Source organism: Mycobacterium sp. ML4 (genome assembly GCF_054515735.1).
Genome location: NZ_JBTNSY010000018.1, coordinates 96,187 through 120,635, shown reverse-complemented (window position 1 = coordinate 120,635; position 24,449 = coordinate 96,187). Strand labels below are relative to the sequence as shown.

The following is a 24,449-nucleotide window of genomic DNA, read 5'->3' as shown; positions in this document are numbered from 1 at the left end:
AATGGACGGCTGCCGTTGAAGTCTCGCCTTTCGCTAGCCGCAGACCGCGCCGTATGCTGCCGAGCCGACCAACTTGACGTACTTGGCCAGGACACCGGTCTTGTAGCGCGGCGGCGGCGGAGTGAAACCCTCTCGCCGGGAGGCGAACTCGTCCGGGTCGACCAGCATGTCGAGGGTGCGGTTGGCCACGTCGAGACGGATCGTGTCGCCGTCGCGCAGGAAGGCGATGGGTCCGGCGTCGACGGCTTCAGGCGCGATGTGGCCGATACACAAGCCGGTGGTCCCGCCGGAGAACCTGCCGTCGGTGAGCAGCAGCACGTCCTTGCCGAGCCCGGCGCCCTTGATGGCGGCCGTGATGGCGAGCATCTCGCGCATGCCCGGACCGCCCTTGGGGCCCTCGTAGCGGATCACCACCGCGTCGCCGTGAGTGATGGTGCCGTCCTCGAGGGCGTCCAGGGCTGCTCGTTCGCCATCGAAAACCCTTGCAGTGCCCTCGACTACATCGGAATCGAAGCCGGCCGACTTCACCACCGCGCCGTCCGGGGCCAGCGATCCGCGCAGGATCGTGATGCCGCCGGTGGGGTGGATCGGATTGTTCAGCGCCCGCAGCACCTTGCCGTCGGGGTCCGGCGGGGCGATGTCGGCGAGGTTCTCGGCCATGGTCTTGCCGGTCACCGTCAGGCAGTCGCCGTTCAAGAGGCCGGCATCCAAAAGCGCTTTCATCACCACCGGCACGCCGCCGATGTGGTCCACGTGCGACATCACGTGCCGGCCGAACGGCTTGACGTCCGCGAGGTGGGGCACCCGTCGCCCGATCCTGGTGAAGTCGTCGAGGGACAGCTCGACCTCGGCCTCGCGGGCGATCGCCAGCAGGTGCAGCACCGCGTTGGTCGAGCCGCCGAACGCCATCACCACCGCGATCGCGTTTTCGAACGCCTCCCGGGTCAGGATGTCGCGGGCGGTGATGCCCTGGCGCAGCAGCTCGATGACCGCCTGCCCGCTGCGCCGGGCGAACCCGTCGCGGCGCCGGTCGGTCGCCGGGGGCGCGGCGCTGCCCGGCAACGACATGCCCAGGGCCTCGGCGGCGCTGGCCATGGTGTTGGCGGTGTACATGCCACCGCAGGCCCCCTCGCCGGGACAGAACGCGCGCTCGATGGCGTCGACGTCGTCGCGGCTCATCAAGCCGCGCGAACAGGCGCCCACCGCTTCGAACGCGTCGATGATGGTGACCTCGCGCTCACTGCCGTCCGACAACTTGGCCAGCCCCGGCAACACCGAACCGGCGTACAGGAACACCGAGGCCAGGTTCAGGCGTGCGGCGGCCATCAGCATGCCGGGCAGCGACTTGTCGCAGCCGGCGAGCAGCACCGAGCCGTCCAGTCGCTCGGCCTGCATCACCGTTTCGACGCTGTCCGCGATCACCTCACGCGACACCAGCGAGAAGTGCATCCCCTCGTGTCCCATCGAAATACCGTCGGACACCGAGATGGTGCCGAACTCGAGGGGGTAGCCGCCCGCCTGGAAAACGCCGTCCTTGACCGCCTTGGCCAGCCGGTCCAGCGACAGGTTGCACGGCGTGATCTCGTTCCAGGACGACGCGACCCCGATCTGAGCCTTCGCGAAGTCTTCATCGCCCATGCCTAACGCGCGGAGCATCCCGCGTGCCGCGGCCTTCTCCAGGCCGTCGGTGACGTCGCGGCTGCGGGGTTTGATGTCGGGTTCAGGCATGCAGCAAGTATGCGGTGCGGCGTCATCTCGCCAAAATCGTTTATCATCGTTACGGGATACCCCGTTAGGGTATAAGACGGCGTTCGGGAGAGCAGATGACGGCACCGCACGGATACGCGCAGCACAAAGACAACTACGCCAAGCGGCTGCGTCGCATCGAAGGTCAGGTGCGCGGGATCGCGCGCATGATCGAAGAGGACAAGTACTGCATCGACGTGCTCACCCAGATCAGCGCCGTCAACAGCGCGATGCGTTCCGTGGCGCTGAACCTCCTCGATGAGCACCTGAATCACTGCGTCACCAACGCGGTGGCAGAGGGCGGGCCCGAGGCCGACGAGAAGCTGGCGGAAGCGTCGGCAGCCATCGCGCGCCTCGTCCGTTCCTGACGGGCGTGTTGACACGCAATGTTTGGGTAAAGCGCCGCTAGGTTGCGTACGGTTATCAGGGCGCAGTGTGTCCGGCGCGCGGACGATGTGCCACCTCAACAACATGACTGCCGAATCGGGAACCATCGCCGCAACCGCACGAACGTGGACGCCACGGGTCGCGGTTCAACTGGCAGTGCTCGCAGCGGCGGCCTTCATCTATGTCACCGCCGAACTGCTGCCGGTGGGAGCGCTGTCGGCGATCGCGCGCAATCTGAACGTCAGCGTGGTGCTGGTGGGCACGCTGCTGTCCTGGTACGCGTTCGTGGCGGCGTTGACCACCGTGCCGCTGGTGCGCTGGACCGCACACTGGCCGCGCCGGCGGACGTTGATGCTCAGCCTGGTGTGCCTGACGCTGTCACAGCTCATTTCGGCGCTGGCGCCCACCTTCGCGGTGCTTGCCGCCGGCCGGGTGCTCTGCGCGGTGACGCACGGGCTGCTGTGGTCGGTGATCGCGCCGATCGCCACCCGCCTGGTGCCGTCCAGCCACGCCGGGCGCGCGACCATGTCGATCTATGTCGGGACCAGCCTGGCACTGGTCATCGGTAGTCCACTCACCGCGGCGCTGAGCCTGATGTGGGGCTGGCGATTGGCCGCCGTGTGCGTCACCGTCGCCGCCGCGGTGGTGACCGTGGCGGCGCGGTTGGTACTGCCCGCGATGACGCTGACCACCGACCAGTTGCAGTACGTGGGCCGGCGCTCGACGCACCACCGCAACCGGGCGCTGATCGTCGTGAGCCTGATCACCATGATCGGGGTCACCGGACACTTCGTCTCCTACACCTACATCGTGGTGATCGTCCGCCAGGTCGTTGGCGTGCGAGGCCCCAACGTTGCCTGGCTGCTGGCCGCGTACGGAATCGCCGGAGTGCTGTCGGTGGCGCTGGTGGCGCGCCCTCTGGACCGGCGCCCCAAGGGCGCGATCATCGTCTGCATGGCGGGCCTGACGGCCGCGCTGGCGCTGCTGAGCGCGCTGGCCTTCGGTTGGCACCGATCCGCGACGACGGCGCTGGTGGTCGGGACGGGCGCGATCGTGCTGTGGGGCGCCATGGCCACCGCGGTGTCGCCGATGCTGCAGTCGGCGGCGATGCGCGCCGGGGCCGACGACCCGGACGGCGCCTCGGGGCTGTACGTGACGGCGTTCCAGGTGGGCATCATGGCGGGCTCGCTGGCGGGCGGGCTGTTGTACGAACGCAGTGTGGCGATGATGCTCACCGCGTCGGCGGGACTGATGGGCGCCGCGTTGTTGGCGATGGCGGCCATCCGGCCGATAGTCGATGTGCCGGATACGGCAATTTCACAGAGGGACTAACGCCGCAGGTCAGCGGCTTGAAGTGGGCCCGGTAACGGTCGCGGCGGGTTCGCCGAATGGCTAGTGGGGGGTTCTGCTGTGCCACACTGGGGCCAGTTCAGGTCTTCACGTAGGTGACCGGAGGGAAAGACTATGTCGCGCTGGAAGAGAGGCCGCACGAGGGCTGGTCTCGTCGCCGCTCTCAACGCATTCGGAGTGGCCGCGGTGCTCGCGATGGGCGCCGGCCCGGCACTGGCGGACCCGGACGAGGTGCCCGGCGACCCGGGTCCGGTGGTGGCCCCCGCCGACCCACCCGCGCCCGAGCCGACCGCTCTGCCACCGCTGCCCGACCCGTTCGGCCTTCCCCCGGGTGACCCGGCCACGGTGCCGGTGGCGTCCGGGCCGGTAGCCGGACAGGACCCGACGCCCTTCACCGGGGACCCGCCGTTCCGGCCGCCGACCTTCAACCCGGTCAACGGGGCCATGGTGGGTGTGGCGAAGCCGATCATCATCAACTTCCAGGTGCCGATCGCCGACCAGGCGATGGCCGAACGCGCGGTCCACATCTCGTCAATCCCGCCGGTGCCGGGCAAGTTCTACTGGATGACGCCCTCGCAGCTGCGCTGGCGGCCGCTGTCGTTCTGGCCGGCCAACACGGCGGTCAACATCGACGCGGCCGGCACCAAGTCGAGTTTCCGCACCGGTGATTCGCTGATCGCCACGGCCGATGACGCCACGCACCAGATGACGATCACCCGCAACGGGGTGGTGCAGCAGACCTTCCCGATGTCGATGGGCATGGCCTCCGGGGGGCACCAGACGCCGAACGGCACCTACTACGTGCTGGAAAAGATGCCGACGGTGGTGATGGACTCCTCGACCTACGGGGTGCCGGTCAACTCGCCCAACGGCTACAAGGTGACCGTGTCGGATGCCGTCCGGATCGACAACAGCGGCAACTTCGTGCACAGCGCGCCGTGGTCGGTGGGCGACCAGGGCAAACGCGACGTCAGCCACGGGTGCATCAACCTGAGTCCGGCGAACGCGAAGTGGTTCTTCGACAACTTCGGCAGCGGTGACCCGATCGTGGTCAAGAACTCCGTCGGCACCTACAACAAGCCCGACGGCGCCTCCGACTGGCAGATGTAGCTCTTTCCGCGCCGAGCAGACACAAAATCGCCCTTTCCGGACTCGGAAAGGGCGATTTTGCGTCTGGTCGCGCCGGGGGAGTTATGTATAGCATCATACATATGCGGGGTCCCCGGGAGCGGATGGTGGTGTCCGCGGCGTTGCTGATCCGCGAGCGCGGCGCTCGTGCCACCGCGATCGCCGATGTGCTGGCCCATAGCGGAGCGCCGCGCGGCTCGGCGTACCACCACTTCCCGGGCGGGCGCACCCAGCTGCTGTGCGAGGCGGTCGACTACGCCGGTGAGCACATCGCCTCGTTCATCAGGGAGGCGGACGGCGGTCTCGCGTTGTTGGACAGGCTGATCGAGAAATACCGGGAGCAGTTGCTGAGTACGGATTACCGCGCGGGCTGCCCGATCGCGGCCGTATCGGTGGAAGCGGGCTTCGACAAGGACGATCGGGACCGGATGGCGCCCGTGGTGCAGCGAGCGGCGGCAGTGTTCGACAGGTGGTCGGAACTGATCGCTCAACGCTTCATCGCCGACGGCATCGCCGCCGAGCGAGCGGGCGAGCTTGCGGAGTTGGCGACGGCCGCGCTCGAGGGTGCGTTGCTGCTGGCGCGGGTGCGACGTGACCTGGCGCCGTTGGATCTCGTTCACCGACAGTTGCGCGAGTTACTCGAAAGGAATCTGCCCCATGAGTGATTGGCGGCCCACCGCGTGCATCCTGTGCGAGTGCAACTGCGGCATCGTGGTCCAGACCGAAGGACGCACACTGGCCCGCATCCGGGGCGACAAGGCGCATCCTGCGTCGCAGGGATACACCTGCAACAAGGCGCTGCGGCTGGATCGCTATCAGAACGGCCGCGGCCGGCTGACCGCACCGCTGCGCCGGCGCGCCGACGGTACCTACCAGGAAATCGACTGGGACACCGCGATTGTCGAGATCGCCGAGGGCTTCAAGCGCGTCCGCGACACGTACGGGGGCGACAAGATCTTCTACTACGGCGGTGGCGGACAGGGCAACCATCTCGGTGGCGCCTACAGCGGCGCGTTCCTCAAGGCGCTGGGCTCCAAATACCGCTCGAATGCGTTGGCGCAGGAGAAGACCGGCGAGGCGTGGGTCGACGCGCAACTCTACGGTGGTCACACCCGCGGCGAATTCGAGCATGCCGAGGTATCGGTGTTCGTCGGCAAGAACCCATGGATGTCACAGAGTTTCCCCCGGGCGAGGGTGGTGCTCAACGAGATCGCCAAGGACCCGCTGCGCTCGATGATCGTGATCGATCCCGTCGTCACCGATACGGCCAAGATGGCCGACTTCCATCTGAGGGTGCGTCCCGGGACCGACGCCTGGTGCCTGGCGGCGCTGGCCGCTGTGCTGGTGCAGGAAAACCTCTGCGACGAAGCGTTTCTCGCCGAACATTTGCAGGGTGTGGATGCGGTTCGTGCGGTGCTGGGTGAGGTCCCGGTCGCCGAGTACGCGGGGCGGTGCGGAGTGGACGAGGAGTTGCTGCGCGCCGCGGCGCGGCGTATCGGGACCGCGGGCAGTGTCGCGTTGTTCGAGGACCTCGGCGTGCAGCAGGCGCCGAACAGCACGGTGTGCTCTTACCTGGACAAAATGCTGTGGATCCTTACCGGCAACTTCGCGAAAAAGGGTGCCCAACATCTACATTCGTCGTTCGCGCCGCTGTTCAGCACCGTCTCCGGGCGCACGCCGGTCACTGGCGCACCCATCATCGCCGGGTTGGTGCCGGGCAACGTGGTGCCCGAGGAGATCCTCACCGATCACCCGGACCGGTTCCGGGCGATGATCGTCGAGAGCAGCAATCCGGCACACTCACTGGCCGATTCGGCCGCGTGCCGCGCGGCTTTCTCGTCGCTGGAGCTGCTGGTGGTCGTCGACATCGCCATGACCGAAACAGCCCGCCTGGCGCACTACGTGCTGCCCGCGGCGTCGCAGTTCGAGAAGCCGGAGTGCACATTCTTCAATTTGGAATTCCCGCGCAACGCAATGCAGCTGCGCCATCCGCTGTTCCCGCCGTTGCCCGGGACGCTCCCCGAGCCCGAGATCTGGGCGCGACTGGTGCGGGCGCTGGGTGTCGTCTCGGATGAGGACCTGCGGCCGTTGCACGAAGCGGCGGCGCGCGGTCGCCAGGCCTACACTGAGGCGTTTTTCGCTGCGGTGGCGGGCAATCCGTCGTTGGCGCGGGTGCTGCCCTATGTGCTTTACGAGACTCTGGGCCCGACGTTGCCCGAAGGTCTGGCCGGCGCGGCCGCGCTGTGGGGGCAGGCGCAGAAGACGGCGATGACCTACCCCGACGCGGTCCGGCGCGCCGGGCACGCTGACGGCAACGCGCTTTTCGACGCCATCCTGCAGGGGCGCTCCGGGATTACGTTCACCGTGCACAACTACCAGGACGACTTCGCGCTGATCGGTCACAGCGATCACAAGATCGCTCTGGAAATACCCGAAATGCTCAGTGAGATAAGGGCTTTGGCGAACGAGCCGGAGCGGCTGACCAGCGACGAGCTGCCGATCGTGCTGTCGGTGGGGGAGCGGCGCGCCTACACCGCCAACGACATCTTCCGCGACCCGTCCTGGCGTAAACGCGACGCTGACGGGGCGCTGCGGGTCAGTGTCGAAGACGCCCAGGCACTCGGCCTGCACGACGGTGGCCGGGCGCGCATCACCACCTCGGCCGGCAGCGCGGAAGCCACCGTCGAGATCACCGAGACCATGCTGCCCGGGCATGCCGCGCTGCCCAACGGTTTCGGGTTGGACTACGTCGACGAGAACGGTCGTACCGTCATCCCCGGCGTTGCTCCCAACGCCCTGACGTCCACCAAGTGGCGCGACCCCTATGCCGGCACGCCGTGGCACAAGCACGTGCCGGCCCGGATCGAAGCCTGCGCCACCCCTTGACGAACAGACGCGAAATCGCACGTTTAGCAATGGATTTATGCGAGTTGATGTCTGCTCGCGGCGAAGGGTGACGGGCCGCCTAGTTCCAGATCCTGACCCGGCGCTGCGGGTCCAGGAACAGCTCGTCGGACTCCGACACGTCGAACGCTTCGTAGAACGCGTCCACGTTGCGGATGACGCCGTTGCAGCGGAATTCCGGCGGCGAGTGCGGGTCCACCGCGAGTCGCCGGATCGCTTCGGCGTGACGCGATTTCGTGCGCCACACTTGGGCCCACCCGAAGAACACCCGCTGCACGCCGGTCAGTCCGTCGATCACCGGCGCGGGCTCACCATTGAGCGACAGTTGGTAGGCCAGCAACGCGATCGACAGACCACCCAGGTCGCCGATGTTCTCGCCGACGGTGAAGGCGCCGTTCACATGGTGATCGCCGTCCAGGGAGCGCGGCGTGTAGGCCTCGTACTGTTCGATCAGCGCCTCGGTGCGGGTCGCGAACTCGGTGCGGTCGTCGTCGGTCCACCAGTCGACCAGATTGCCGTCGCCGTCGTACTTGGCGCCCTGGTCGTCGAAGCCGTGCCCGATCTCGTGCCCGATCACCGCCCCGATACCGCCGTAGTTGGCCGCGTCGTCGGCGTCGGCATCGAAGAAAGGCGGCTGCAATATGGCTGCGGGAAAAACAATTTCGTTCATACCCGGGTTGTAGTAGGCGTTGACGGTCTGCGGCGTCATGAACCACTCGTCGCGGTCGACTGGTCCGCCGAGCTTGGCCAATTCCCGGTCATGATTGACGGCGTAGCCGCGCTGGAAGTTGCCGTACAGGTCCTCGCGGTCGATGACCAGCGCGGAGTAATCCCGCCACTTGACCGGATAGCCGACCTTGGCGGTGAACTTCTCCAGCTTGGTCAGCGCGCGTTCCCGGGTCTGCGGCGTCATCCAGTCCAGGTCGCTGATGCTGATCCGGTACGCCTCCCGCAGGTTGGCCACCAACTCGTCGATGCGGGCCTTGGCGCCCGGCGGGAAATGCTTTGCCACGTAGAGCTTTCCGACGGCATCACCCATCAGCGTCTCGACCAGCGCGACCGCGCGCTTCCAGCGGTCCCGAATCTGTTCGGTACCGGTGAGCAGACGGCCGTAGAACTCGAAGTCCGCCTCGACCACCTCGCGCGTCAGCCAGGGGGAACGGGCGCGAATCAATCGCCACCGGGCCCAACTCTTCCAGTCCTCGAAGTCTTCGCTGCTCCAGAGTCCGGCGAAGGCGGCGAGGTAATCGGGCTGGCGCACAACCAGTTCCGACACCGCCTCGGGTGTGGTGCCCAGCCCGGTGACCCAGCCGGCCCAGTCGAAGCCCGATGTGTCCTGCACGTCGGTGAACGTGCGCAGGTTGTAGGTGAGCTCGGCGTCGCGACGCTTGACCACGTCCCAATGCGCGGCGGCGAGTTTACGTTCCAATTCCACGATCCGGGCCGCGGTGTCGGCATGCTCGTCCGCGCCGCCACCGAACACCAGGCCGAACATAGTGGCGATGTGGCCGGGGTAGGCGGCGAGCACGGCGGCATGCTGTTCGTTGCGGAAGTAGGACTCGTCGGGCAATCCGATACCGGACTGGGCCAAATGCACCAGGTAACGGCTGGAGTTCTTGGAGTCGGTGTCGACGTAGAGCCCGACGCCGCCACCTACCCCGGTGCGTTGCAGTGCCCCGATGACAGCGGACAGCGCGTCCCGATCGGCGGCACCGTCGATGACGGTCAGTTCGGCGTGCAGCGGTTGCAGGCCGCGCTGTTGCACGGTGTCCTCATCCAGGAAACTGGCGTACAGATCTCCGATGCGCTGTTCGTCGGTGCCCGTCGCCGCCCGGCTCCGGCTGGCTTCGGCGATCAGGTCGCGGACCTGCTCTTCGGCCCGGTCGAACAGTGTCCGGAAGGCGCCATCGGTGGCACGGTCGGCGGGGATGTCGTACTCGGTCAACCACCGCCCGTTCACGTGACCGAAAAGATCGTCCTGGGGGCGGGCGGTTGGGTCGAGATAGCTCAGGTCGATTCCCGAGCGGATGGCCTCTACTGTCACCCCGCCATCCTTCCATCTCTTTTCGGGTGCGACGATCGGGCCATGCCTGACCAGGACACAGAAGACACCGAGGACCCGCAGGACACCGATGACGAGGACGCCTCCGAATCCGGAATGTTTTCCGCCTACGGCATCGCCTCCGGCGTGCTGGGTCTGGTTTCGGTCGCGGCGCTGGTGCTGGGCGCGCTGATCTGGTTCGGGCATCGCGACGACTCCGGCGAGCGGATCTATCTGTCCCGGGTGATGGCTGCCGCGGCCGACTGGACGGAAATCCTGATCAACATGAACGTCGGCAACATCGACGCCAGCCTGCAGCGGCTGCATGACGGCACGGTCGGCCAGCTCAACACCGACTTCGAGGCCGCCATCATGGACTACCGCAAAGTCGTGGAAAAGCTGCAGGCCAAGAGTGCGGGCCAGATCGAAGCGGTGGCGATCGACACCGTGCATCGCGACCTGGACACCGTCCCCGGCTCCCCGCGACCGGTGGTGACGACGAAGCTGCCGCCGTTCGCCACCCGAACCGACTCGGTGATGGTGGTCGCGACCTCGATCAGCGAGAACGCCGGCGCCAAGCCACAGGTGGTGCACTGGAACCTGCGCCTGGACGTATCCAACGTCGACAACAAGATGATGATCTCCAAGCTGGAGTCGATCCGATGAGAAACGCGTGGCGGCTGGCGGTGTTCGACGTGCTGGCGCCGCTGGCCGCGCTGGTCGCGTTGTTCGGGATCGGCGCGGTGCTGGCCTGGCCGCGGTGGTGGGTGGCGGTGGCCGCGGCCTTGGCGCTGCTGGTCGTCGAGGCTGTGGCGATCAACTTCTGGCTGTTGCGCCGGGACTCGGTCACCGTCGGAACCGACGACGACGCACCGGGACTGCGTCTGGCGGTTGCCTTTCTTGCAGCAGCCGCCCTGTGCGCCGCGGTGCTGACCGGATACACCCACTGGACGACCAAGGACGACGACTTCAAACGGGACTCGGTCACGGTGGTCCAGGTCGCCACCGGAGTCGCCGAGGCGGTCGCGTCGTTCTCGCCGACGGCGCCGGGAGCCTCCATCGACCGGGCCGCGTCGATGATGGTTCCGGACAAGGCGGGCAAATTCAAAGAGGAATACACCAAGACCAGCGCGGACCTGCTGCAGCGCAAGGTTACCGCGCAGGCCTCCACCCTGGCGGCCGGCGTCGAAGCGATCGGTCCCTCGGCGGCCAGCGTCGCGGTGATCATGCGGGTCACCCAGAACGCGCCCGGTCAGCCCACCAGTCAGGCCGCCCCGGCGGTCCGGGTCACGTTGACCAAGAAGGGTAACGACTGGCTGGTGCAGGACATCGTCCCGATCAACTCGCGCTGAGTGTCAGTCGGAGTCGGCCGCCCGCTCGTTCTTGACCCGGACGAAACGGTCGGACAACCGGCGCATCCGGATCATCAACGAGGCCGACGGGCTGACGCTGCCGTCCAGGTAAGAGGCGAGGTCTTCGACGGCCACCCCGATGCGCGAGGCGAACTCCTGTTGCACCAGGCCGGACCGGTCCATCAGGAGCTTCACGTGGCGCGCCACTTCGGCTCGTTCGTTGGCCTCCAGGTGGGTGCGGGCCCGGTCGAGCACCTCATGCAGCGCTTTGGCGATGCCGACCGGACGCGACCCGCGCAGAATCTCTTCGACCTGGCGGGCGGTGCGGCCGAAGGGGTCGCGCTTGAGGGCAGCCGCGATCCGCTTCCAGACGGCGATGTCGCCGCTCTGCAGCGCGGAGTGGATGGCGGCGGTAGACCAGAACTCCACCGGTTGATCGTGGTCGGGCCGCCGCACAGGCCGAGTCGGCGCAGGATTCCGCTGGTCGGCAGCCAACGTCACCTCGCCTCCTCCAGCATTGCCACGGCTACGGACAGGCATCGCTGCTTGACCGCCTCCCAGTCTGCCCGCGCATTGGAATCAGGCCAATCGTCGTCGAGGTCGGACGGGTCAGGATCCGCGAGCCGGCGAACCAACTGGGTGGCCATCCACTGCGATCGTGACGACGAGCCGGGAGGTTGACAACAGTAATACCTGTCCATGCTCGCCAGCACCACCGCGACGGTCTCCGGGTCCATTGCGTCGACCATGTCAGCAAAATCGGCGTAATCGCGCCTGCTGTTACGGCTCATGATCAGGTAGCACTTGAGCCGCAGTGTTTCGGCCCCGGTCGGGATCAGCAGCCGGTCACCGGTTGGTAGCTGGACGTTGGTGGTCTCCACGGGACTGCTCCGGCGGTAACCGTTCTTCGTACCCCTGCGCTCCAGCGCGTCGAGCGCGACGGCGAGGCGTCCGCGCCACAAGGTGACCGGGTGGATCGGGCGATCCGCCCATGACATGGCCCTGGCGATGCCGGAGCGGTACGCGAGGTTGACCTTTCCGACGGGGCCGGTGGCCAGCGCGACCGTGTCGGCGTCCGCCGAGTCCGGCTCGTCTCGCCGTGCACACCCGGTGAACGCCAGCGGATCAGCCACGCGAACGGCATCGGGCGCAAGGTGTTTGAGTCTGGCCGCGGACTTGATCACCATCCGAAGGTCCGCGCTGGGGGCGATCGCTGAAGTGATGTCCTCGGGGATGACGACGACGCCGGCCAGGTCGACGTCGGGCAGTGGCCGGTCGAAGTCGACCGAGGGCAGGATCCGGCCCAGCCAGCCCGGCAGCCACCAATTCCACTTGGCGAACATCGCCATCAGGGCCGGCACCAGGACCAGCCGCACCACCGTGGCGTCCACGGCGATCGCGACAGCGCACGCCACGCCGATCTCGGCGACCAACGGCATGCCCGCGAAGGCGAATCCGCAGAACACCGCGATCATGATCAGCGCCGCGCTGGTGATGGTGCGGGCGCTGGTGCTCACGCCGTAGGCGACCGCATCGCGGGTGTGCCCGGTCTGCAGGAAACGTTCGCGGATGCGGGTGAGCAGGAAGATCTCGTAGTCCATGGACAACCCGAACGTCATCGCCAGCACCAGCGGCGGCACTGTGCTGTCGATGGACGTCAGCTGCGGGAAGCCCAGTTTTTCCCCCCAGCCCCACTGGAACACCATCACCAGGCTGCCGTAGGCGGCGGCCACCGACAGCAGCGTCATCAGCACGCCCTTGAGCGCGAGCAGTACCGAGTGCACCGAGAGCAGCAGCATGATGAAGGCGATCAGGGCGACGAAGCCCAGCACCGCGGGCTGGGTTTGCGCGACCCGGTCGTCGAAGTCCTTGATCAGCGCTGTCGAGCCGCCGACCGCCACGTGCGCGTCCCCCCCGATCCTTGGCAGCTGGCTGCGCATCCAGTCGACGGTGTGCCGCGCGCGCAGGTCCTCGGGGTCGACCGTCAGCACCGCGCTGAGCACGGCGCTCTTGTTGTCGTCGGCGAATCGCGGCGGCCCCACCGAGGCGACATTCGGCGCCAGCGCCATTTCCCGGCGCAGTGCGTCGGCCTTCTGGGCGTGGACGGGAATGGCGTCTTGTCCCTGTGGCCAGTCGGGGAAGGTCACCAGGACCTGTACGGGTCCCAGTGCTCCGGGGCCGAGCGCCTGCGACGCCGCGGCCACCCCGGCCCGGGCTTCGTGGGAGGAGTCGAACTGTCGCAGCAGGCTGTTGCCGAGCACCATCGACAGCGCCGGAGTGGCCATCAGCAGGAGCAGGGCAGCGGCCGCCAGCGCGGAGATCCACGGACGGCGCATCACCCAGCTGACCCAGCGCGTCCAGAACCGCGACACCGTGCTTTCCGGCCGGCGCGACCAGTGCAGCAGCGGCGACCGCTTGGCCGCCGCCCGGGAGAACGTCGCCAGCAACGCCGGCGTCAGGGTCGCCGAGGTCAGCATGGCGACCGCGACGGCCAGGATGGCTCCGGTGGCCATCGATCGCAGCGCCGGGGTGTTGATCAGGTAGATGCCGGTGAGTGAAGCGATGACGGTCATCCCGGACAGCACCACCGCGAGTCCGGAGGTGGCCATCGCGGCGTCCACGGCGTCCTGTGGCTGACGGCCGGTGCGCAGTTCCTCGCGGAACCGCATCAGGATGAACAGCGAATAGTCCACGGCCAGCGCAATGCCGAACATGGACACCGTCGAGGTGACGAACACCGACATGGGCGTGTGCATGGACAGCGCGTAGACCAGGCCCATGGTCACCACGACCGTGCAGACGCCCAGCGCAAGCGGTATGGCAGCGGCGGCCAGCGAACCGAACACTGCGAGCAGCACCATGAGAATGATGGGCAGGTTCCATTCCTCGGCCTTGGCGATGTCGTGCTTGGTGTTCGCCGCAGCGGCGGCGCTCAGTGCGCCCTGACCGATCACGTAGAGCCGGACCCGACCATTGGCGGTCTGCCCGGACTGGTCATCCTTGACGCCGACCCGTTCCCGCAGCTTCTTGGCGACATCGCTGGTGCCGGGGTTGCGGGCGTCCAGACGCAATGTCACCACGTATGGCCGGTCGGGTTGGGGCGGGCGCTGGGTGGGGTTGGGCGCTTCGGTGACCCCGGGCAGCTCGCCCGCGATCCGTCGGAGTTCGGCGACGGCATCGTCGATGTCCTGGTAGGTGGCGTCGGCGCGGGGCGCTGCCACCAGCGCCAACGGCGAGGCGCCCAGGTCGGGGTATTGCGCGACCAGCTGGTCGTGGACAGCCAGCGACTGGGAACCGGCAACCTCGAACCCGCCGCCGGTGAGGTTGCCCGACTGCGTCATCGCCAGATATACCGCCGGTACCAGTGCGAGCAACCAGCCGGCGAAGACGAACCAGCGGAATCTGCGCAGGTTACGGCTGAGCCGCATCATGAACTGCTGGATTTCTCTAACTCCCCGTGTTTCTTGCGCAGCACGTGCCCGCGAGCCTACCCGAGAGCTCTGGGTCCAGACTTTGCTTATCGGTTCCTGAGCTGCGGCGACACCGATTCGGCGGGATCGTTGTTAAGTCGTGATCGGCGGTGGCGACGGGTGCGTGAATTGGCCGCGGCGCCCGGCGGGATGGCAGGATGTTCCAAGGCCGCCGGTCGGGGGACTTCGGGCGGCGAAGCGTGAGGAGTTCTCCATGATGCCAAGTAAGCCGTTGCTGCGCCGCGGGCTTTTCGCCGTCGTGGCCGCGAGCGGATTGTCCTGTGCCGGTAGCGCCTTCATCGCGGCCCCGGCGGCGACGGGTTCGACGGACCCCTGCGCGGCCAGCGAGGTGGCGCGCACCATCGGATCGGTAGCCAAGTCGACGGGCGATTACCTGGACTCGCACCCGGAGACCAACCAGGTGATGACCAGCGCCCTGCAGCAGCAGGCCGGTCCGCAGTCGATGGGTTCGATCAAGACCTATTTCGAGGCGAATCCCAAGGTGGCGCTCGATATGCAGGGCCTTGCCAACCCGCTGAACAAGCTGGGCACGCAGTGCAAGCTGCCGATCTCCCTGCCGCAGGCGCTCTCCATGGTCCAGGCGGCCCAGGGCGGCGGCGTCCCCGGTCTGCCGGGTCCCGCACCGGCGGGCCGCACGCCTCCGGTGCCGGGCGCACCCGCCGTCGCGTCGCCGACCAGTGCGGTGAAGCCCTCGCCCGCACCGAAGCCGGGCGGCTAGGTAGGCGGGTCCACCGGCGGCAACGGTCCCTGTAGGGCCGAGTCCGCCGGATCACCGAACGCCTGCAGATTCGGCATCCGCAGTTCGGGATCGGTGGGCGGGTCGTCGTCGGTGTCCGCGGCGAGCTTCTCGGTGCGGAACATGAAGAAGAACACCACCCAGCCGACCGCGGCGATGAACAGCCAACTTATCAGCCGATAGATCAGCATCGCCGAGATCGCGTTGGGCAGACCCATGCCGCTGGAGACCAGGCCGGGGACCAGCACGGCCTCCACGACCAGCAGGCCCCCCGGCATCAGCGGAATCGTCCCGACGGCGCGGGCCGCCGCGTAGGCGACCGTCAACCCCGCAACCGAGGCATGGTCGCCGGCGGCGTAGGCCGCGAAGCCAAGGCACGCGACGTCGGCGATCCAGTTGAACAGCGACCAGCTGAACGCCACCCCCAGCTCGCGTCGGGTCAGGCTGACCGACTCGAGCTGCATCAGGATTTCGCGCCACTTTTCCAAACCGCTGTCGACGGGTTTGCCACGGATCGAATTGACCCAGGACAAGACCTTGCTGCCGATTCCTTCGATCAGCTCCGGGCGCGACGCCACCGCCTGCGCCAGCAGCAGCAGCGCGATGAAGCCACCCAGGGTGAACAGCAGCGAGAACGGATTGTTCTTGGCGCCCAGGAAGAATGCACCGCCCAGCCCGAGTACGGCCAGCCCCACCGCCTGTAGCGCACCCGACATCACCAGCTGCCAGGACGCGACCACCGTCGAGGCGCCCCAGATGCGCTGCTGACGCAACAGGAACGTCGCCGAGATCACCGGACCGCCGGGCAGCGTGGTGCTCAGCGAGTTGGCCGCGTAGAAGGCCGCTTCCGAGCGCAGTTGTCTGACGTGCACGCCGGCCGAACGCAACAGTGTGCGCTGAATCTGGGCGAAGCTGTGCATCGACGCCGCGGCGGCCGCCATCGCGGCGACCAGCCACCACCAGTTGGCTTCGAACAAACTCGTCCACGCCTTGGCGAGCTGGTCGCGCACCAGAATCACCTCCACGCCGAGCACGATCGCGACGACGGACAACACCGCCCAGCGCAGCCACCAGTGCTTGCCGCGCGCCGCCTTCTCGCCTCGGTTGAGACGTACGCCCGCAAACTTGCGGGCGCCGGCGCTGGACGACATCGCATTAGGGTAGCCGTGCCGGTGGCCGGCGCATCGTTGCACGTCGCTGACGTGTCGGCGTTGTTCCAGGGTCGTAACCGGATCGTGGCGACGGGGTTTGCGGGAGATCCCGGCTAGGCTGGCCGAATGTCGGCAGGAGTGGACGACGAGGCGGTAAGCCCACTGGTTCGCAAGACCGCGGCGTGGTCGTGGCGGCTACTTGTGATCCTTGCTGCCGGCGTCGCATTGCTGTGGGTGGTCGCCAAGCTCGAGATCATTGTCGTTCCGGTATTGCTGGCGCTGATGATCAGCGCTTTGCTGGTGCCCGCCGTCGACTGGCTGGATGAGCACGGGTTGCCGCGCGCCGCGGCGGTGACAGTGGTGCTGTTGAGTGGGTTCGCGATTCTGGGTGGCATCCTGGCCTTCGTCATCAGCCAGTTCATCGAGGGTGTGCCCGACCTCGTCAAACAGGTGGAGCACAGCATCGACAGCAGCCGCAGATGGCTGATCGAGGGGCCGGCACATGTGCGCCGCGAGCAGATCGACAACGCGGGCAACGCCGCCATCGAGGCTCTGCGAAACAATCAGGCGAAGCTGACCAGCGGGGCGCTGTCGACCGCGGCGACCATCACCGAACTGGTCACCGCGGCCGTGCTGGTGCTGTTCACGCTGATCTTCTTCCTATACGGCGGCCGCAACATCTGGCGGTACGTGCAGAAGATCTTCCCGGCCCACGTCCGCGACCGCGTGCACGCGGCCGGTCATGCCGGCTACGGCGCCCTGACCGGATATATCCGGGCCACCTTCCTGGTCGCGTTGACCGACGCGGTCGGGGTCGGGGCGGGGCTGGCGGTCATGGGTGTGCCGCTTGCGCTGCCACTGGCGTCCATCGTCTTCCTGGGTGCCTTCGTGCCGCTGATCGGTGCCCTGGTGTCGGGCCTGCTGGCCGTGGTGGTGGCATTGCTGGCCAAAGGAATGCTCTACGCGCTGCTCACGCTGGGTTTGCTGATCGTGGTGAACCAGCTCGAGGCGCACGTGCTGCAACCGCTGGTGATGGGCCGTGCGGTGTCGATTCACCCGCTGGCGGTGGTGCTGGCAATCTCGACCGGCGGGGTGCTGGCCGGCATCGTGGGGGCGCTGCTGGCCATCCCGACTGTCGCCTTCTTGAACAACGCGATGCAGGTGCTGCTGGCCAGCGATCCCGAGGCCGAAGCCGAGAGTCAGAAGGACGACGACGAGGTCTCGGCGATCGTGCGGGCGAAACCGGACCGGCCGGACGACTAAGGCACGAGATCCCATCCCTGTTCGACTCCGGCGCCGCAGTAGCGGGTGGAGACCCACGTGCCGGGATTCGGACCGCCCAGGACGGTGAGGCAGTAGCCGAAACCGCCCGTGATATGGCCGTCGGGCTGGGCGGTCCAGCCCTGAAAACAGGGCCCGAGATGCACCGTCGCCCTGTCGTCGCCCGGCATAGCCAAGCAGTTGCCGGGAAAGGCCACGCTTTCTAACTGCTGGCCGGGGGTGAAATTCCAGCGCTGGAAGTCCGTCCCATTACAGGGGTTGACTACCACGATGGTCATCCAACTTCCGCTCGGGGCGTCCAGACACACATCGCCGAGTCGGCTCTTTACTTGAACCGGGCCATCGGCGCTCGCTGTGCCGGCGCTCAGGGCCGCGACGCTCACTGCCGTGCCGACCGTCGCGAGTGCCCAGCGCACGCCAGTGATCCACCGCAAGCTATGCATGACCGTGGATTCTGGCCCAGCCACCGGCAAAGCGCCAGACTGCGCGTCGCCGTCACGCTGCGGTGGGCGCTCGACCGGCTGGCACGCGGGTTACCACGGCTGTGCTCCTGCGCGGTATTGGTGGCCGATGTTGACCCTGATGCCGCGCTGATCTGTGCTTGGCGGTGGAAGGAGGTATCGGTGGCTCCGACCTTGAAAGTTGACCTGCCGAATGTACGAGCGGGTGCGAACAAGATCGATGACGCGAAGGTCGATGTGGGACAAATCTCCGTGCCCGCACCGGGCGCTGCGGCGGTCGGGTTGTCCGGATTTGCGACCGCAGGGGCTTTGTTTGCCGCCTCCGACGCGATCGCGAAGTCGCTCAAGGTGGTGGCGGGCCGCTACGAAGAGATGGCGCAAGTGATTCGCCACGCTGCCGACGCTCATGAGCGGGCGGACAACGCCACCGCGGCTAGCCCGTCACTGAGTACGGTTTCACGATCAATAGATCTTCAGGGTTCAGGCCCCAACTACACCCGAATCGTGAAGAGCTGGTGTGCGCGTGGTTGTGTGGCGCTGGTGCTGCTGGCGGCGGGCTGTGGGCATACAGCTCCACCGGGTGCGAGCACCAACACGCCTTCAACGGCGTCGGGGTATGAATTGCCCGCCACTATCCACTACTCCAATCACTGGATCGGGACTCCGGCGGTGGATCTGATGAGCGCTGACGGCACCTTTATCCGCGCCTTCGCCGAGGGCATCGATGTCCGTCTGTTCAACATCAATGCCGGCGAAGGCTCTTATCCGGGCTTCGTCCACGCCAACCAAACGCACCGGAGCAACTTCGGCAGTAAGCGCGATGCAACCGGGTATGTCAGCCGCTGGGTGTTGTCTTTCGCCGTTCAACCCGATGATTCTGTGGTCGCAGACGTGTGTAACTCTGGGTCGATCACGCTGGACGGTAGCGACGCTCCCGACGTTGCTCTCGCCGAATTGAGGTATGTGCGGGTCGGGAAAGCGCCGCCGGTGAATCAGCAGGGGCCTGCCCCGGCGCCGGCGGTGTCGGTGTTCGGTGACTGGTATGCGACCTTCTACCTATACCCGGGGGATCGGTATGACCCGAGCCCGTGTTTTCCGAGCCAGCCTCCGCTGGATAAGAGTCCGGTGTCCACCCCTGGCTGGCCGTCGAAGGAAAGTCTGTAGTTGTGGCCGACATCTCCCATTTGGGTCCTGAGGTGGTTCGTGCCCTGCGGACGGGAGAGTTGCCGCCAGGGGCGAAGCGGCTGGTAGAGCAGGCCAACGACACCGCCTCGGAACCCGACGATGCGCATTTCGACGATGAAGAGCGGTTTCGCGCCTTGTACCGCCAGATGGTGGAGGAGCGGGTCGCTGACTGGTACGACACCCATCCGTCTTACCTCCACGGTCTGCCGCCAAGCGAGCTGCAACGAATCAGGTCCGATTGTGAGAACTACGTCCAGCGCCGATGGGCTGCACATCTGAACAGGTTCCGCAATCGCGAGGACGAGCACGAGCACTTCTGAGCGCGCCCGATGGGCGCGCGTGTAGGCCCCGCAGTCCCGTACTCAGGCGGCGCCTATTAAGGTCGGTGACCATCCCCGCCGAAGCTCGCGCTCTTGAGCTTCAACCCGCGAGGGCGCGCAAATGTACGCCTGACGCGGCGTGTCGCAGTGCAAACGCGCGCGCTCGCCAGCCGAAATCTCGATGCGTCCCGGGCCATCGGCGCTCGCCGTGCCGGCGCTCAGGGCCGCGACGCTCACTGCCGTGCCGACCGTCACGAGTGCCTAGCGCACGCCGGTGATCCACCGCAAGCTATGCATGACCGTGGATTCTGGCCCAGCCACCGGCAAAGCGCCAGGGTGCGGGTCGCCGTCGCCCGCGAGAGCGCGCAAATGCACGCCTGATGCGGCGTGTCGCCGTACAAACGCGCGCGCTCGCCGGGACGAACTCTACAGCCGACCCTCGCGGCGCAGCAGGTCCTGCGCGGAAACTCCGCCGCCGCCGGTGCGGCGCCGCCGTCCGGTGTCCACCGTGCTGTCTTCCTGGATGTCGCGGGCGTTCAACTTCTCGGTGGCCGTCTCGGAGTCGTCGCCCTCGGCCCGCTGGACCGGCAAGGCAGTAGTCTTCTCGGCCGGGTCAGGTTCGGGTGCCGGTTCCGCCCGGTTGCCTGCGACGGGCATCTTGTTGGTCTCCCCGGCCGACGGCGGCGGCGCGGCTTTCTTGGGCGCGGGCCCTCGGCTTGGCGGGCTTGGGACTGGGCCGTTGCGAGTGGCGCCGGGCGCCGACAGACGGGCCGTGGGCGGCTCGCTGGCCGGACCGTTGCGCACCGGAACCTGCGGCGCAGCAGGCCCATTCTGCGCAGGACTCAGCTCTGGGCGCGTCGCCCGCGTCATAGCGGCCGGATGGGTCGGGTCGTGCGGCTTGCGTGGGGCTCCGCCGGTGCTGGTGGCGACCAGGCCGGCCGTCACCGGCGGACGAACCTTGCCGGCCGGCCGCTTGCGCTCGTCGGGCAGCTGGATCTCGCCGAGTCCGATGCGGGTCTGCAGGCGCCGCATCCAGCGCGGTGCCCACCAGCAGTCGTCGCCCAGCAACTTCATCACCGAGGGCACCAGGAACATCCGGACCACGGTCGCGTCCAGCAGCAACGCCGCCATCAGGCCGAAGGCCAGGTACTTCATCATCACCAGGTCGGAGAACACGAACGATCCCGCGACCACGGCCAGGACCAGCGCGGCCGCCGTGATGAGGCGTCCGGTAGTCGCCGTACCAATCCGGATGGCTTCCTGGGTGGACATTCCGTTTTCCCGCGCCTCCACCATGCGGGAAACCAGGAACACCTCATAGTCGGTGGCCAGGCCGTAGCCGACCGCCACCACCAGTGCGATGACCGGCGCGGTCAGTGGCGTCGCGGTGAAGTTCAGCACTCCCGAGCCGTGTCCGTCGACGAATATCCAGGTCAGGATGCCCATGGTGGATCCAAGCGTCAGCGCGCTCATCACCGCCGCCTTGATCGGCAACACCACCGACCCGAAGGCCAGGAACATCAGCAGCGTGGTCGTGGTCAGCAGGATCACCAGCATCGCCGGCATGTTGTCGAACAGGCTGTGAATCGAGTCCTGTTCCAGGGCGGGCGTGCCGCCCACGTATATCTCGATGCCCTTGGGCGGGGTGATGGCACGCAGCTCTTCCAGCTTCTTCGACGAGTCACCGGGATTGATCAGCCCGTTCTGCAACACCCGGACCGACGGGTCCTTCGAGGCTCCCGGGGCTTGCGCGCGTTCCTGCCACATGTCGCTGGGATTGTTTTCGGGAACGATGAACCCGGTGATCGCCATCGCCTTGCTGCGAACGTCGGCGACCTGCTGGTCGGTGAGGGGCTGATGGTTGGTCGACTGGATCACCAGCGTCAACGGGTTGGTGCGGTAGCCGGGGAAGAGCTTGTCGAAGTGCTCCTGGGACTGGCGCACCGCGTTGTTCGGCGGCAGATACTTCTCACTCATGCCGCCCAGCGACAGGTTGAACAACGGCAGCACCAGTGCGAACATGCCGACGACGATCGGAATGGCGAACAGCAGCGGGCGCTTCATCACGAAGTTGGTGAGCTTGCCCCAGAACCCGGCCTCGACCTCTTCGCGGGTTTTGGTCTTCTGCAGCCGGTCGGCCAGCCAGTTCAGGTAGGCGCGCGACACCTTCCAGTTCCGCAGGAACGGCACCCGGAACGCGGTGCGGACACCGAGCGCGTCGACGTGCTTGCCGAGAACCGCCAGGCAGGCCGGTAGCAGGGTGATGGACAGGATCGCTGCCAGACCGACCGCGGCGAGCAGCGCGTAGGTCAGTGATTTCACGAAGCCCTGGGGCAACATCAGCAGGCTGGCGCCGGAGGCCATGATCAGCACCGCGGAGAAGGCGACCGTGCGCCCGGCCGTCATCACGGTGCGTCGCACCGCCGTCTCGGTGTCGTATCCCTCGGCGATCTCTTCGCGGAACCGGCTCACCACGAACAGCCCGTAGTCCACCGCGATACCCAGACCGATCAACGAGACGACGGGCTGGGCGAAGAAGTGCACCGGCCCGAATACGGCGATCAGCCGCAGGATGCCCAGGGCGCCGGCGATACTCAGGCCGCCGACCATGACCGGGAGGCAGGCCGCGACCGCGCCGCCGAACACCAGGAACAGCACCACGGCAACCAGCGGTAGTGCCAGTACCTCCATGCGGCGCTGGTCGGTGGCGATGGTGCCGGTCAGCGCGCTGGCGACCGGTTGCAGGCCGGCGAGCTGGACGGTGCCGCCGTCCAGCTTCTGCAGCGCAGGTTCGATGTTCTTGTAGTTGGTCAGGATGGTGTCGTCGTCATCGCCCTTGAGGGGGATCGACACGAACGTGTACTTCTTGTCGTCGGTGGCCATGCCCTTGATCACCGGGCTGGTGCTGTCGGGGGCCCGCAGGTAGCCGGCCCAGCCGAGCACCTCTTTGGGATGGTCGGCGACGAACTGGTTCAGCTCGTCGTTGATCTTCTTGGACCAGGCCGGATCGGTGACGGTCTTGCCGTCGGGTGCTTTGAAGATGGCCACGATGTGGCCGGTGCGGTCGCGACCGTAGACCTGGTCGCCGAGGATCGACGCCTTGACCGACTGGCTGCCCTCGTCGTAGAAACCGCTCTGCGTGACGTGCTTGCCGAGGCTGAGACCGAAGATGCCGCCAACCAGACACAGAGCAACTGTGACCCCGATTACGATGTACCGAAGTCGGTACACAGTTCGACCCCACCAGGCGAACACGTAAGCTCCTTACTGGATCTTCAAGACCTTTTAAAGACCCGCGTCTTGGTTTTAGGTTGTTACACGCGAGGTCAACAGCGAGGACAGCGGCCGGAACGGCTGCAGCCACGCCCCCTGCTCAGGTAGCGAATCGAGGCCGATTCGCGGCAGTGGCTCCCGGAAAACACCTGCAATGTCTTCCAGGTCGACGAACTCCAAGGTATCCGACGCTAGCGCCCAACTGGCGTGTTCACGAAATCCGAGCACCTGAACTGGGATTCCCGCGCCTGCAACCGCCTCCAGGGGCAGCCGGAATGCCTGACCGTCGGCGGATGCCACCACCAGTCCCGCCAGACCCTGATGTAAGCGTTGGTCGATGTGCTCGAGCATGTCCCGGTCGACGTCGCTGTCCTCGTCGATCTTCGGTTTGGCGAAGACGGCGAAGCCCACGTTGCGCAACGCGTCGACCCAGGGCCGGACCACTTCGGCGCTGCCCGGCGCGATATTGGTGAATACGGTGGCCTCGGGCTCGATCCGCACGTCCTGGGTTCCCGGCGTCCCCGCCGCGACCTCGGCGGTACGTGCCAGCAGCCAGCGGCCCAACGCGTCGAACCGCGGTCGTTCCACCCCCGTCGGTCGCCGGCCAAGGATCGAGCCCAGCCCCATGTCGAGGTTCGGTGCGTCCCATACCAGCAGGAAACGCTTGACGGGTTTGGCCAGGCCGGCCAGTCCGTCCTTCGGCAGCTCCGGGGCCGGCCCCAGGGATTCGGGCGCTTCGGTGGCCACTTCTTCGGTGATGCTCATGTGCTCAAATCCGCTTCCATACGAACTCGCAGACGCTGCTGCCCGCTTCTTGAGCCTTCGTCTCGTACTTGGTGGTGGGACGACTGACGGAGATCGGTAGTGATTCGGAGGCGGGGTCGGCGCGGACGAGTCGCGGCTCGGCATCGCCCACTGCGGAGATGTGCTCGGCGTAGCCGGGATGGTCGGTCGCGGCATGCAGCACACCCCCGGGAAGTAGCCGATCGGCGATCAGGCAAACCGAGCCCGGTTGCAGCAACCGGCGCTTGTGGTGGCGCGCCTTGGGCCAGGGATCGGGGAAGAAGACCCGAACACCGGTCAGCGACTGCGGGGCGATCAGGTCCTTGAGCACATCGACGCCGTTGCCCCGGATCAGCCGGATGTTGTTCACCTGCGCGGCGTCCACGGCGCACAGCAGTTGCGCCAGACCCCGGCGGTAGATCTCGACCGCGATCACGTCGATGCCGGGCTCGGCCTGCGCCATCGCCAGCGTGGAGGTTCCGCTGCCGCAACCGATCTCCAGCACCAGCGGGGCGCTGCGGCCGAACCAGGCGCGGGTATCGAGATGCGGGTCCCCGGGCGGGGCGTCAACCTGCCGGCCGAGGGCGGGCCACAGCCGCTCCCAGGTCTGCTGCTGTTTGCCGGACAGCGCAGAGTGGCGCGACCGGAAGCTGGTGGCAGGCAGATAGCCCCAGGGTGCGTCGGGCCGTAACCCCACCCCGGGTTGCGCATGCATCCGTCCATGGTGGCCCATGAAGGCCGGGTGTAGCCGCCTCTGGTCCAGATTGATACCCAACAGTTGCCTTCGGCTGGTAGCGGGTGAGCACCTGGCTCGCGCGACGCCGATACAGATGCCACCATTCGGTGCGAGTTGATATCGA

20 protein-coding genes are annotated in these 24,449 nt (G+C 67.0%); 11 read left to right on the top strand and 9 right to left on the bottom strand.

The features are described from left to right. Positions 1 to 33: 33 nt before the first annotated feature. A complete protein-coding gene (gene ilvD, locus ACX9NE_RS20460) occupies positions 34 to 1,728 on the bottom strand; it encodes a dihydroxy-acid dehydratase (protein WP_459362709.1) in 1,695 nt (564 codons plus the stop codon). Between the two features lie 95 nt (positions 1,729 to 1,823). On the opposite strand from ilvD, the gene ricR reads away from it, so the two are divergent. The 5 genes from ricR (at position 1,824) to ACX9NE_RS20435 (ending at position 7,497) form a co-directional block, all read left to right on the top strand. Next, positions 1,824 to 2,114 carry a copper-sensing transcriptional repressor RicR gene (ricR, locus tag ACX9NE_RS20455; RefSeq protein WP_459362710.1) on the top strand — a complete coding sequence of 97 codons (291 nt, stop codon included), beginning with the start codon at positions 1,824 to 1,826 and terminating at the stop codon, positions 2,112 to 2,114. Positions 2,115 to 2,217: 103 nt separating this feature from the next. Continuing rightward, positions 2,218 to 3,465 carry an MFS transporter gene (locus ACX9NE_RS20450; protein WP_459362711.1) on the top strand — a complete coding sequence of 416 codons (1,248 nt, stop codon included), beginning with the start codon at positions 2,218 to 2,220 and terminating at the stop codon, positions 3,463 to 3,465. Positions 3,466 to 3,597: 132 nt separating this feature from the next. Then, the gene (locus ACX9NE_RS20445) at positions 3,598 to 4,593 is read left to right on the top strand and encodes a L,D-transpeptidase (protein ID WP_459362712.1); all 996 of its coding nucleotides are present in this window, start codon (positions 3,598 to 3,600) and stop codon (positions 4,591 to 4,593) included. Positions 4,594 to 4,694: 101 nt separating this feature from the next. Beyond that, the gene (locus ACX9NE_RS20440; RefSeq protein ID WP_459362713.1) at positions 4,695 to 5,276 is read left to right on the top strand and encodes a TetR/AcrR family transcriptional regulator; all 582 of its coding nucleotides are present in this window, start codon (positions 4,695 to 4,697) and stop codon (positions 5,274 to 5,276) included. Beyond that, entirely contained in the window at positions 5,269 to 7,497 is a 2,229-nt protein-coding gene (locus ACX9NE_RS20435) for a molybdopterin-dependent oxidoreductase (RefSeq protein ID WP_459362714.1), read from the top strand. Before ACX9NE_RS20440 ends, ACX9NE_RS20435 begins: the two co-directional genes overlap by 8 nt. A 79-nt stretch (positions 7,498 to 7,576) precedes the next feature. On the opposite strand, the gene ACX9NE_RS20430 is transcribed toward ACX9NE_RS20435, so the two are convergent. Then, complete coding sequence (locus ACX9NE_RS20430) at positions 7,577 to 9,559, bottom strand: M13 family metallopeptidase (RefSeq protein ID WP_459362715.1); 1,983 nt, start codon at positions 9,557 to 9,559, stop codon at positions 7,577 to 7,579. A gap of 42 nt (positions 9,560 to 9,601) precedes the next feature. Here ACX9NE_RS20430 and ACX9NE_RS20425 point away from each other — a divergent pair, with 42 nt between their 5' ends. Together ACX9NE_RS20425 and ACX9NE_RS20420 are read left to right on the top strand one after the other, a co-directional pair. Beyond that, the gene (locus tag ACX9NE_RS20425) at positions 9,602 to 10,222 is read left to right on the top strand and encodes a hypothetical protein (protein WP_459362716.1); all 621 of its coding nucleotides are present in this window, start codon (positions 9,602 to 9,604) and stop codon (positions 10,220 to 10,222) included. Then, entirely contained in the window at positions 10,219 to 10,908 is a 690-nt protein-coding gene (locus ACX9NE_RS20420) for a hypothetical protein (protein WP_459362717.1), read from the top strand. The genes ACX9NE_RS20425 and ACX9NE_RS20420 overlap by 4 nt, the downstream gene beginning before the upstream one ends. 3 nt (positions 10,909 to 10,911) lie before the next feature. On the opposite strand, the gene ACX9NE_RS20415 is transcribed toward ACX9NE_RS20420, so the two are convergent. After that, positions 10,912 to 11,409 (bottom strand): XRE family transcriptional regulator, encoded by a 498-nt coding sequence (locus tag ACX9NE_RS20415; RefSeq protein ID WP_459362718.1) that lies wholly within the window; start codon positions 11,407 to 11,409, stop codon positions 10,912 to 10,914. Then, positions 11,406 to 14,339, bottom strand: coding sequence for an MMPL family transporter (locus ACX9NE_RS20410; protein ID WP_459362719.1), 2,934 nt, complete (start codon positions 14,337 to 14,339; stop codon positions 11,406 to 11,408). Before ACX9NE_RS20410 ends, ACX9NE_RS20415 begins: the two co-directional genes overlap by 4 nt. 253 nt (positions 14,340 to 14,592) lie before the next feature. On the opposite strand from ACX9NE_RS20410, the gene ACX9NE_RS20405 reads away from it, so the two are divergent. Beyond that, positions 14,593 to 15,117: a hemophore gene (locus ACX9NE_RS20405; protein WP_459362720.1), complete on the top strand. Its 525-nt coding sequence runs from the start codon at positions 14,593 to 14,595 to the stop codon at positions 15,115 to 15,117. Here ACX9NE_RS20405 and ACX9NE_RS20400 read toward each other — a convergent pair. Next, positions 15,114 to 16,286, bottom strand: coding sequence for a lysylphosphatidylglycerol synthase transmembrane domain-containing protein (locus ACX9NE_RS20400; protein WP_459362721.1), 1,173 nt, complete (start codon positions 16,284 to 16,286; stop codon positions 15,114 to 15,116). The two genes, ACX9NE_RS20405 and ACX9NE_RS20400, sit on opposite strands and share 4 nt — an antisense overlap. Positions 16,287 to 16,412: 126 nt before the next feature. Between ACX9NE_RS20400 and ACX9NE_RS20395 the strand changes: the two genes are divergently transcribed. Then, positions 16,413 to 17,549 carry an AI-2E family transporter gene (locus ACX9NE_RS20395; RefSeq protein ID WP_459362722.1) on the top strand — a complete coding sequence of 379 codons (1,137 nt, stop codon included), beginning with the start codon at positions 16,413 to 16,415 and terminating at the stop codon, positions 17,547 to 17,549. Here the strand turns inward: ACX9NE_RS20395 and ACX9NE_RS20390 are convergent. After that, positions 17,546 to 18,010, bottom strand: coding sequence for an Rv1419 family lectin (locus ACX9NE_RS20390; protein ID WP_459362723.1), 465 nt, complete (start codon positions 18,008 to 18,010; stop codon positions 17,546 to 17,548). The two genes, ACX9NE_RS20395 and ACX9NE_RS20390, sit on opposite strands and share 4 nt — an antisense overlap. A 180-nt stretch (positions 18,011 to 18,190) precedes the next feature. On the opposite strand from ACX9NE_RS20390, the gene ACX9NE_RS20385 reads away from it, so the two are divergent. Together ACX9NE_RS20385 and ACX9NE_RS20380 are read left to right on the top strand one after the other, a co-directional pair. After that, entirely contained in the window at positions 18,191 to 19,192 is a 1,002-nt protein-coding gene (locus ACX9NE_RS20385; RefSeq protein WP_459362724.1) for a hypothetical protein, read from the top strand. A 2-nt stretch (positions 19,193 to 19,194) separates the two neighbouring features. After that, positions 19,195 to 19,533 (top strand): hypothetical protein, encoded by a 339-nt coding sequence (locus tag ACX9NE_RS20380; protein ID WP_459362725.1) that lies wholly within the window; start codon positions 19,195 to 19,197, stop codon positions 19,531 to 19,533. A 426-nt stretch (positions 19,534 to 19,959) separates the two neighbouring features. Here the strand turns inward: ACX9NE_RS20380 and mmpL3 are convergent, their stop codons facing one another. Genes mmpL3 through trmB form a run of 3 tightly spaced genes read right to left on the bottom strand, consistent with a single transcriptional unit; the run spans position 19,960 to position 24,322 of the window. After that, the gene (gene mmpL3, locus ACX9NE_RS20375; RefSeq protein WP_459362726.1) at positions 19,960 to 22,788 is read right to left on the bottom strand and encodes a trehalose monomycolate exporter MmpL3; all 2,829 of its coding nucleotides are present in this window, start codon (positions 22,786 to 22,788) and stop codon (positions 19,960 to 19,962) included. A gap of 51 nt (positions 22,789 to 22,839) precedes the next feature. Beyond that, the gene (locus ACX9NE_RS20370; RefSeq protein WP_459362727.1) at positions 22,840 to 23,571 is read right to left on the bottom strand and encodes an NYN domain-containing protein; all 732 of its coding nucleotides are present in this window, start codon (positions 23,569 to 23,571) and stop codon (positions 22,840 to 22,842) included. Between the two features lie 4 nt (positions 23,572 to 23,575). Further along, complete coding sequence (gene trmB / locus ACX9NE_RS20365) at positions 23,576 to 24,322, bottom strand: tRNA (guanosine(46)-N7)-methyltransferase TrmB (RefSeq protein ID WP_459362728.1); 747 nt, start codon at positions 24,320 to 24,322, stop codon at positions 23,576 to 23,578. Between the last annotated feature and the right edge of the window lie 127 nt (positions 24,323 to 24,449).